Source organism: Neobacillus sp. NPDC093127, assembly GCF_044754175.1.
GTDB lineage: Bacteria > Bacillota > Bacilli > Bacillales > Cytobacillaceae > Neobacillus.
The window spans coordinates 117,094-127,577 of record NZ_JBIVOP010000002.1; the positions used below are offsets into that span (position 1 = coordinate 117,094).

The 10,484-nt window shown below is 41.3% G+C and carries 11 protein-coding genes and 1 pseudogene; all 12 read left to right on the plus strand.

The genetic code is table 11. From position 1 onward, the window contains the following. The first annotated feature begins 90 nt into the window (after positions 1-90). Positions 91-957 (plus strand): YitT family protein, encoded by an 867-nt coding sequence (locus tag ACIQCO_RS03675; RefSeq protein WP_400426076.1) that lies wholly within the window; start codon positions 91-93, stop codon positions 955-957. Between the two features lie 52 nt (positions 958-1,009). After that, on the plus strand, positions 1,010-1,327 hold the full coding sequence (gene cccB, locus ACIQCO_RS03680; RefSeq protein WP_400426078.1) for a cytochrome c551: 318 nt from the start codon (positions 1,010-1,012) through the stop codon (positions 1,325-1,327). Between the two features lie 254 nt (positions 1,328-1,581). Beyond that, on the plus strand, positions 1,582-2,268 hold the full coding sequence (gene ftsE, locus ACIQCO_RS03685) for a cell division ATP-binding protein FtsE (RefSeq protein ID WP_400426080.1): 687 nt from the start codon (positions 1,582-1,584) through the stop codon (positions 2,266-2,268). Beyond that, the gene (ftsX, locus tag ACIQCO_RS03690; protein WP_400426082.1) at positions 2,258-3,151 is read left to right on the plus strand and encodes a permease-like cell division protein FtsX; all 894 of its coding nucleotides are present in this window, start codon (positions 2,258-2,260) and stop codon (positions 3,149-3,151) included. The genes ftsE and ftsX overlap by 11 nt, the downstream gene beginning before the upstream one ends. 111 nt (positions 3,152-3,262) lie before the next feature. Next, a complete protein-coding gene (locus ACIQCO_RS03695) occupies positions 3,263-4,561 on the plus strand; it encodes a murein hydrolase activator EnvC family protein (protein ID WP_400426084.1) in 1,299 nt (432 codons plus the stop codon). A 174-nt stretch (positions 4,562-4,735) separates the two neighbouring features. Next, positions 4,736-6,190, plus strand: a complete 1,455-nt coding sequence (locus ACIQCO_RS03700; protein WP_400426086.1) for a S41 family peptidase — start codon at positions 4,736-4,738, stop codon at positions 6,188-6,190. A gap of 170 nt (positions 6,191-6,360) precedes the next feature. Further along, on the plus strand, positions 6,361-7,554 hold the full coding sequence (locus ACIQCO_RS03705; RefSeq protein ID WP_400426088.1) for a PDZ domain-containing protein: 1,194 nt from the start codon (positions 6,361-6,363) through the stop codon (positions 7,552-7,554). A gap of 174 nt (positions 7,555-7,728) precedes the next feature. Continuing rightward, positions 7,729-8,229 (plus strand): arsinothricin resistance N-acetyltransferase ArsN1 family A, encoded by a 501-nt coding sequence (locus ACIQCO_RS03710; RefSeq protein ID WP_400426090.1) that lies wholly within the window; start codon positions 7,729-7,731, stop codon positions 8,227-8,229. A 15-nt stretch (positions 8,230-8,244) separates the two neighbouring features. Next, positions 8,245-8,451 (plus strand): hypothetical protein, encoded by a 207-nt coding sequence (locus tag ACIQCO_RS03715; RefSeq protein ID WP_400426092.1) that lies wholly within the window; start codon positions 8,245-8,247, stop codon positions 8,449-8,451. A gap of 53 nt (positions 8,452-8,504) precedes the next feature. Continuing rightward, positions 8,505-8,948, plus strand: a complete 444-nt coding sequence (locus ACIQCO_RS03720; RefSeq protein ID WP_400426093.1) for a MarR family winged helix-turn-helix transcriptional regulator — start codon at positions 8,505-8,507, stop codon at positions 8,946-8,948. A gap of 4 nt (positions 8,949-8,952) precedes the next feature. Further along, a pseudogene (locus tag ACIQCO_RS03725) lies at positions 8,953-9,234 on the plus strand (VOC family protein); the annotation flags it as partial. Positions 9,235-9,742: 508 nt separating this feature from the next. Next, positions 9,743-10,484: collagen-like domain-containing protein (locus tag ACIQCO_RS03730; protein ID WP_483873664.1), on the plus strand; the 742-nt coding region annotated here is incomplete at its 3' end.

Here is a 10,484-nt window from a genome sequence, read left to right on the forward strand (position 1 = left end):
TGTCATTTACAGCAGATTTCTCCCATGCTATACTCTCATTCGGTAAATAGAAAAAATGATTGAAAAAGGATTTTAGAGGGGAAAGTAAATATGAATATTTTAAGTAACCTTACACATACCTATCCAAGATTAAGAATCGTGGCCGATTATCTTTTTATCCTAATAGGCTCCGCGATCATTGCCATGGCGTTTAACGTCTTTTTGCTGCCAAACCAAGTCGCTTCCGGCGGCGTAAGCGGGATTAGTACGATTTTAAAAACAGTGCTTGGCTGGGAGCCTGCCTATGTCCAATGGGCGTTTAACATTCCGTTGTTCATTGCCGGGGTTGTTTTATTGGGAAAACAATTTGGAGCCAAAACACTGGCAGGTACGATTTTTTTGCCATTTGTTGTTTTTTTGACAAAAGGGTTACAGCCATGGACGCATGATGCCTTGCTTGCTGCTTTATTCGGCGGGATTGGTGTCGGACTAGGACTTGGGATTGTGTTCAGAGGGAAAGCTTCGACTGGCGGGACCGACCTTGCCGCTCAGATTATTAATAAATATACCGGTTTTACCCTTGGCAGATGTGTTGTCATGATTGATGGCTTAATCGTTCTTACCGCCGCCATCGTCTTCGATATTGAAAAGGGATTGTATGCCCTAATAGCCCTTTATGTGACAAGCAAAACGATTGACCTCATTCAGGTTGGATTCGGCAGGTCAAAGATGGCGATGATCATTACGAGTAAACAAGAAGAAGTGCGTGCAGGCATTTTGAATAAAATTGACCGTGGTGTGACAAAACTATCTGCATATGGTGGTTTTACTGACCATGAACGGCCTGTCCTCATGTGTGTGGTTGATCAAACGGAGTTCACAAAATTGAAACAATTGGTCAAAACCCTTGACCCATCTGCATTTGTCGTTGTTATGGACGCGGCGGAAGTGTTAGGCGAGGGTTTCAAACGTGAGTAGGATTGGTATAATAGTTCTCTGATGGTATTATTTTCTGAAAGGGGTATCGATAATGAAGAAAAAGCTACTAGGTTTTGTGTTGGGAACATCCCTAGTTATGGGACTTGCTGCTTGTGGGGGCGGCTCTGATACCAACAAGGACACTGCAAGCGGCGGTGATGCAGCAAAGATTTTTGACCAAAAATGCTCTGGCTGCCATGGAGTCGATTTAAAGGGCGGTATGGGACCGAACCTAACCAAGATTGGATCAACGCTTTCTAAGGATGACATTTTGAATACGATTAAAAATGGTAAAGGCGGCATGCCGCCAAATGTAATTCAAGGCGACGACGCTGAAAAAGTGGCAGATTGGCTTGCAGCTAAAAAGTAAAAAATATCCAAAACGTTCTGTGTATTTTCACAGGACGTATTTTTTTAAAAAAAATAGGGAATTTTGTCGAATCTTGTATTGTTTGAAAAGAAACTGTAATATTTTTTCCGCCCATCTTAGCGATTTTTGATGTTATAATGTGTCTATGCGAAATAATGCACATATATTTTGATATTCTGGTCCATTTTGCAAATAAATAAAGATTTTTGTCGAATCCACGATTCGAACGATCTTTTAATAAAGGTGATAAATAAATGATCGAGTTGCAAGAGGTATATAAAAAGTATCCAAATGGTGTTACCGCCATTAACGGAATAGACGTCCGGATTAATCAGGGCGAATTTGTTTATGTCGTCGGCCCAAGTGGTGCCGGGAAGTCGACCTTCATCAAAATGATGTACCGCGAGGAAGTACCTACCACTGGAACAATCACAATGAATGGCGTGAATCTTGCCAAATTAAAGATGAAAAAGGTTCCGCTTTTCAGAAGAAATCTTGGCGTGGTCTTTCAGGACTTCAAACTGCTGCCGACCAAGACAGTCTATGAAAATGTCGCTTTTGCTCTCGAAGTGATTGAAGCACAGCCAAAGTTCATTCGCAAACGGGTCATGGAAGTCCTTGAATTAGTAAACTTAAAGCATAAAATAAAAATGCTTCCGACGGAGCTCTCCGGCGGTGAGCAACAGCGTGTTTCGATTGCCCGTTCCATTGTCAATTCACCAAAGGTTGTAATTGCTGACGAGCCTACTGGGAACCTTGACCCAGAGACTTCATGGGAAATCATGAACATCTTTGAAGAAATTAATAATCGGGGCACAACGATAGTAATGGCGACCCATAATAGAGAGATTGTTAACACAATGAAGCATCGCGTGATTGCCATAGAAGGCGGCAGAATTGTCCGTGATGAGCAAAGAGGTGAATACGGTTATGAAAATTAGAACAGTTGGCCGTCACGCCCGTGAGAGTTTAAAGAATATTAGCCGGAATGGCTGGATGACGTTTGCATCCGTTAGTGCCGTGACCGTAACGCTTATTTTAGTCGGTGTCTTTTTCGTTATTATGATGAATTTAAATAGAGTGGCCCAAACGATTGAAGATGACGTGCAAATTCGCGTTCACATCGATGTTGCCGCCAATGAGAAAGATCAGCAAACTTTAAAAAGCGAGATTGAAAGAATGCCAGAAGTTAAAACTGTCACCTTTTCACCAAAGAAGAGCGAGCTTGATAATTTAGTGAAAAGTCTTGGCGAGGACGGAAAGGCCTTTAAGCTTTTTGAACAGGATAATCCGCTAAACGATGTCTTTGTTGTAAAAACGAAAAAGCCAACAGATACGATGGTAGTTGCACAAAAGGCTGAAAAGCTGAATTATGTTTCAAAGGTTAGATATGGACAAGGTAAGGTCGAGAAGCTATTTAAGTTTATTAAGGCGAGCCGTAACGTGGGAATTGTGTTAATCATTGGCTTGTTCTTTACCGCCATTTTCTTAATCTCTAATACAATTAAAATTACGATTATAGCTAGACGAAGAGAAATCCAGATTATGAGATTAGTAGGGGCGACGAATACATTTATTCGCTGGCCATTTTTCTTGGAAGGACTATGGCTTGGTATTGTTGGCTCAATTTTGCCTATTATATTGATTTCTACCGCTTATTACCGTGCTTATGATTATATTGGTCCAAAACTTGAGGGCACGTTTATCAAAGTGCTGCCATTTACTCCATTTGTTTATCAGGTTTCCGGTATTCTGATGTTAATGGGAGCCGTAATTGGTGTATGGGGCAGTGTCATGTCTGTGAGGAAGTTCTTGAAAGTGTAATTCTAAACAGGAGGGGCTGTTTGTTAGGCTCTTCCTGATTTTGTGAACGATCGTTAACCACATAAATAAAGAAATAGTAAACCTATACATAGAGTTGGAGGAAGTAATCGGATGAAGAAATCAGTTATTTCGCTTGCCGTTGCTGTAACGGTCGGGCTGGGGACTTCTTTGGGAGGGATGCCTGCTAAAACAGAGGCAGCATCAATCTCGAAACTGAAGGAAGAACAAAATAAAATACATGAGCAGCGTTCCGATATAAAATCGGATATTAATCAAGCAAACGATAAGATTACGAATCTCCAAGATCAGCAGGCAAGCGTTAAGAGCGAATTGAAACGCCTTGATTTAGCAATTAGCGACGCCGCTGCTAAGATTGATGAACAAGCTGCAAAAATAGAAGAAACAAAAGCTCAGATTGCGACGCTTCAGGAAGAAACAAAGATTCTCAAGGAGCGGATTAAGAAGCGGAATGTCCTCCTAAAGGATCGGGCCCGCAGCTATCAGGATACGGGCGGAATGGTCAATTACTTAGATGTGTTAATGGGGTCAACGAGCTTTAGCGATTTTATTGACCGTGCGAATGCTGTGGCAACCATTATGCAGGCAGACCAAGATATTTTAAAGCAGCATGAAGCCGACAAAAACGAGCTTGAGGAGAAACAAACTCAAGTGGAAAATGACCTTGCCAGCTTAAAGAAGATGCTCGCAGACTTGGAAACTATGAATAAACAATTGACTGCCCAAAAGGCTGAAAAGGATAAACTATTAGGAAGTTTAGAGAGTCAAGAGCATGAAGCCCATGAAGGAATGATGGATTTAAAGGAGCAGGAGGAAATTCTTGCGGCTCAAGAGATATCGATTCAAAAAACAATCAAACTAGAACAAGAACGCCAGGCTAGAGAGGCCGCGGCAGCAGCAGCAGCAGCTGAAGCTAAGAGAAAGGCAGCAGCCAGCAGTAACAGCGGTAGCAGTAGCAATAGTAGCAGTCCCTCTGTATCAGCACCACAGGTTTCAAGCGGCAGCTTTACAAGACCAGCACCTGGTCGTGTTACATCAGGATATGGCGGACGCGATGGTTCATTTCACTATGGTGTTGATATTGCCCAAAGCGGCAACAATGTACCCATTGTAGCTGCAGCAGATGGGGTTGTCTCGGTTGCCCATTATTCAAGCAGTTATGGAAATGTAGTATATATTTCGCATTCGATAAATGGTCAAGTTTATACAACTGTTTATGCACATATGTCAAGTTTCCAAGTATCACCAGGACAATCTGTCTCAAAAGGTCAACGGATCGGCACCATGGGGAATACGGGTGATTCCCATGGCCAGCATTTACACTTTGAACTTTACAAAGGACCATGGGCCTATCATTCAGCAATAAATCCAATTGGCATTGTTCCAATTTAATAATCAAACCAAGGAAGAGGCATGCGCTTCTTCTTTTTTTTGCGGAAAAAGAGAACTTCCAAAATAATCATAACTCGTCCATTTCATACATATAAGTTAATAAACAGGCAGGAATTCGGTGCCTTTTTACAAAAATAGATATAACAGGCATATTTATCTTGAGGAGGATTCTACATGAATCGAAAATGGATGGCCCTGTTGATGACGGGTTCGCTTCTAACCGGAGCGGGGGGCACCTATGCTGGAATGCAATTTTTAGAGAAAAAGGAAAGCAGCGACAAACTCGAGCAAGCTCTTATCCCCATAGATCAACCTGTAAACGCTGTAACGGACATTAAGGACCTTGAAAAGGTTGAGCAGGCCTATGATTTGATCCTAAGCCGCTATGTTGAAAAAGTAGACGAAAACAAACTGGTTGAAGGCGCCATCCAAGGAATGCTTTCGGTGTTAAAGGATCCTTATTCAGTTTATATGGACAAGGAAACGGCCAAGCAATTCACCCAAACCTTGGAGTCATCCTTTGAAGGCATCGGCGCTGAGGTCGGGATGGTCGAGGGGAAAATAGTCATCGTCTCGCCGTTTAAGAATTCTCCAGCGGAAAAAGCAGGTATTAAACCAAATGATCAAATACTGAAAATTGACGGCAAAAGTGTCGAAGGGCTGGACCTCAATAAAGCAACCTTAAAAATCCGCGGCAAAAAGGGGACGCTGGTAACGTTAGAGATTGCCCGTAAAGGGTTAAAGGAACCGCTGTCGATTGACGTCAAGCGCGATGAAATTCCGCTTGAGACCGTCCATGCTTCCGTTAAGAAGCATGATGGCAAAAAGATCGGCTATATCGAGATCACCTCCTTCGCTGAAAATACAGCGGCTGATTTTAAAAAGGACTTGAAGGCTTTGGAAAACGATGACATTAAAGGTCTAATCCTTGATGTCCGCGGCAACCCCGGCGGATTTTTAGACAGTGTCGGCGATATATTAAAAGAATTTATCCCGAAGGATTTGCCATATGTACAAATCGAACAGCGTACCGGCAAAAAACAGCGTTTCTTCTCTACCCTTTCCGAGAAAAAGAATTATCCAGTGCTTGTCCTAATCAACAAAGGCAGTGCATCTGCTTCGGAAATTTTGGCCGGTTCATTACAGGAAGCAGCTGGCTATCAGCTAGTCGGGGAAACAACTTTTGGAAAAGGAACCGTTCAGCAGCCGGTACCGATGGGCGACGGCAGTAATATTAAATTAACCCTTTATAAATGGCTGACCCCGGATGGGAATTGGATTCATAAAAAGGGGATTAAACCGGATGTGGCCATCAAACAGCCAGCAATATTTGCTACCCACCCGATTCAAGTTGAGAAGACGCTAGTAGAGGATATGAACAATGAACAGATCAAAAATGCTCAAGAAATTTTAAAGGGCTTGGGCTTTGCACCGGGCCGGACAGACGGATACTTCAGCGCTGAAACTACAATGGCTGTTAAAGGCTTCCAGCAGGACAAAGGCCTTGAGCCGACCGGGGAAATTGATGCCAAAACAGCGGCAAAGCTTGAAGAGGCGGCAATGAAGGAAATGAAAAAGGAGAAAAATGACCTGCAGCTGCAGATGGCGTTGAAGTTGATCACGAAATAAACCAAAAAGAGACCTCGGTCTCTTTTTTTCTTTAAATGTAATGAAAAATTGTATGTTAAAACTTTTTTAGAAACTAGCAATATGTTTTATGGTTGTAATTTGGTAAAATAAGCATTAGGGACTTTTAGATAATAGGTTACTAGAAATTTGAATTAGGCAGGTGGCAGGAAATGGTGGAAACATGGCTTGTGGAGCTACTTAAAGGGACAGGCAAGTTATTTCTTCATCCTGTTTTATATTATCTCGTTTTCCTTGCTGGGATTTTAGGTGTTATGAGGGTAAAACGGGAGCGGAAAAATTTCCATATTCGAGCCCAAGATGCTTATTACGAACTCCGGCAGTTGTTTCCGCTGGGACTTCTTTGCGGGCTTGTTCTATCGATTATTGTTGTCGCGGCCGGAATCGCTGTACCTTTCGCTGCCATTCTATTAATCGCTGGATTCACATTTTTGTGGTCATTGACGACAAATGTTCGGCTGATCTCACCTGTATACACAGTCGGGGCTGCTTTTTTCACGATGATATTAATCGCAGAAAATAACTGGACGATTCCGCTCTTTTCAAAGGCATTTCATTCGATTGGTGACAAGGTATATCCTTCCGTTGTCGTGATTCTTGGCCTTTTGCTTATTGCGGAAGGCGTCTTGATTTTAAAAAATGGCAGCAAGGGAACATCTCCGAAACTAGCAAAAAGCAAGCGCGGTCAAAGTGTTGGTGTCCATGAAGTGAAGCGCCTCTGGATGATGCCGCTGTTCATGCTTATTCCGGGTGACGCGCTCCAGCTGCCATTTGATTGGTGGCCGGTATTTCATTTGGGTGCGAATGAGTACACGCTAATCCTTGTTCCCTTTGCGATTGGCTTTAACCAGCAAATCAAAGGGATGCTCCCAAATGAAGCAATCCAGCTTCATGGCCGGCAAGTCATTATGCTCGGGGTTTTTATCTCGATTCTCTCGGTGGCGGGTTATTGGTACCCGTTAGTTTCGATTGTCATTGCGGCGTTAGCCGTAATTGGGCGTGAATCTTTAACATTAATGGCGTCATTAAAGGACGAAAATAGACCATTTTATTTTTCAAAAAAGAATCATGGCTTGATGATTATCGGCATCATTCCCGAATCCCCAGCAAGTAAAATGGGACTCCAAGTCGGGGAAATTATCGCCAAAGCCAATGGTGTGCTTGTCCGGGATGAAAACTCCCTTTACGAGGCATTGGAAAAAAACCGCGCCCATTGCAAACTCGATGTACTCGATAAAAATGGCGAGATTCGCTTCGTTCAGCGCGCACTCTACGAAGGCGACCACCACGAACTTGGCATCTTGTTTGTTCCAGATGAGCGGAAGTATGATAAGAAGATTGGATAATTGTGATGTTTCGCAATAAATTTGAATGTGATAAACTTTTTTAACGCCTTAAAGGGAAGCCTCTAAGGCGTTAAATTTTTGTAAAAACAAGATATATACAAAACACTTGCAAATTGCAAGTATTTGTTTTATATTTATTAACAAGAAGAAGTTGGTAATTTTGGAGGGAAAATTATGGTCATGATTCGGGAAGCAAACAAAAGGGATTTAGAATCCATTCTGAACATATACAATCAAGGAATCGAAGACAGAATAGCAACTTTAGAATCTGAACCAAAAGATTTTCTGTACATGAAAGAGTGGTTTGAACAACACAAAGGACGATTTAAAGTTATTGTTGCTGAACAAGAAGGGCGGCTTTTAGGATGGTCCTCATTAAATCTTTATAATAACCGATGTGCGTATGCAGGAGTCGCAGATTTATCAGTATACATTGCCAGAGAATACAGAGGGAAGGGCATTGGAAGTTTATTATTAGCTGAAATTGAGAGGTTAGCAAAAGAAAGTAATTTTCATAAAATCGTTCTATTTACATTTCCGTTCAATAAGCTTGGTCAAGGCCTATATCTAAAGAAAGGGTATCGTGAGGTTGGCATATTTAAGAATCAGGGTATTCTAGATGGAAAGTACGTTGATGTTATGGTCATGGAGAAGTTAATTGCTCAAACTAAGTAAAGGTGGTGGTGATTTGTGACAGTAAATCATTCAAGTGTTCTCTCCGTTGATTATTTTGAAGCTTACTTTAAGCTTGTAGGCTCTTCAAGAAACTATGATATTGAGAAGGCAAATGAATATATGACTCAAAACTTTTTTAAAGGCGATCTACAGATATACGGGAAAGAGACGTATCAAAGTTTTGTAACAGCGTATCAAAATTTAAAAAATAATTCAAAATAAATGGTTGCATTTTGCAAGTTATTCTGTATTATAAAATAAAGAGGTGGGGAATATTGGAAAATACCCGTGAATTATTTCAGATTATGACAAGACGTTTTGGTCTTTTAAATAAAAATTGCTGCAGTGCTGGCGGATGCGATATTACCCTCATACAAAGTCATATTCTTTATGAGATTGACCATCAGCATAAACCTTCAATGCAACAAATAGCAGACACATTAGGTACTGACATTACAACATTTAGCCGTCAGGTACAATCATTAGTGAAAATGAATTTGGTGAAAAAAACACCAGATCCAGATGATAGACGATTCAGTATTCTATCCCTAACAACAGAGGGGAAATTTATTGCAACGACGATCGACCAACAAATGAATGCTTTTTTGAATGAAGTTTTTTCTCATATGAACGAGTTTGAAAAAGAAACAGTTATTCGTTCCATTAAGTTGTTAAATAATGCGATGGCTAAATCTAACGTTTGCTGTGGGACTATTTGATTAAGTATCTGGAAATCAAGTTGGCCATTTTGGCTTTCAAGTAAACAGTTTAGAGGATGTTCTTCAACATAAAGAACGCTTAGAAAAGTTAGGCTTTTTCGCCCGTGAAGAAATGGATGTAACTTGTTGTTATGCTACCCAAGATAAATTTTGGGTAACGGATCCTAACGGGAATGAGTGGGAATTTTTCTATACAAAAACCGATGTAGAAGATTTGCATAACAACGACTCAGTTTGTTGTAAATCTACAGTTGAACAAAAAGATGAACAAATGAATTCTTTATGTTATACACCAAATGTGCAAAAAGTAGAACTTGTTGTAGACTCTTCAAAGTGGTTCTCTCAAATTTCATGTTTCCCCCTTAAGGCCACCTTTTTTTAATAAGTTGGCCTTTTTATTATGAAAAAAGTGTGGTTTTTAAATAAAGTTTGAAAATTTATAATAAAGTTTGTTAAAAACCCTGTATTAATAGGGTCTTTCTTTTTACCCTAAAACTACAGGTGTATTGTTCAATTAAAGGGCTAGATTGTGGAAGAAAAGGTTGGAGTAATTCTGTTTTTATTATGACAACAGACTTTATAGTTATTTTTCAAGAAAAAGGAAAAAGGAAAGATTATGCTCTTGCTGTAAAAGTAAGAGTAAAAATCAGTTTAACTCTTTTTTCTACCCATGTGTATTAGCCGTTTCGTTTTTTATTTTTGCTTGATATATATATAATATCGAACAAGAAAGGAGAAATAGCTTATGAAGGGAAAAATTGGAGAGAACCCAACGCAGCTAATAAAAAGATGCCATGAGTAAAAAACGTTGCCCACGTTGTGACAAGAGAGAATGTGAGTGCAAAAAAGAACGTTGCTCACGTTGTGACAAGAGAGAATGTGAGTGTAAAAAAGAACGTTGCTCACGTTGCGACAAGAGAGAATGTGAGTGTAAAAAAGAACGTTGCTCACGTTGTGACAAGAGAGAATGCGAGTGCAAAAAAGAAGAGTGCCCTTGTTGTAAAAATAGAGAATGTCAATGTCAAATAGAACGCGGCCCTAGAGGACCCGCCGGAAAACGAGGACCGGCTGGAAAACGAGGACCGGCTGGAAAACCAGGACCTCCCGGACCAAGAGGAGCAACTGGTCTACAAGGAACTCAAGGCACACAAGGATCACAAGGTCCACAGGGAGAAGCAGGTGCACAAGGGACTCAAGGACCACAGGGAGAAGCAGGTGCACAAGGGACTCAAGGTCCACAAGGAGAAGCAGGTGCACAAGGGACACAAGGAGAAACAGGTGCACAAGGGACTCAAGGACCACAAGGAGAAATAGGTGCACAAGGGACTCAAGGACCACAAGGAGAAGCAGGTGCACAAGGGGCACAAGGATCACAAGGAGCAACAGGTGCACAAGGGGTTCAAGGACCACAAGGAGAAGCAGGTGCGCAAGGGACACAAGGACCACAAGGAGAAGCAGGTGCACAAGGGACTCAAGGACCACAAGGAGCAACAGGTGCACAAGGGGTTCAAGGACCACAAGGAGAAGCAGGACCTA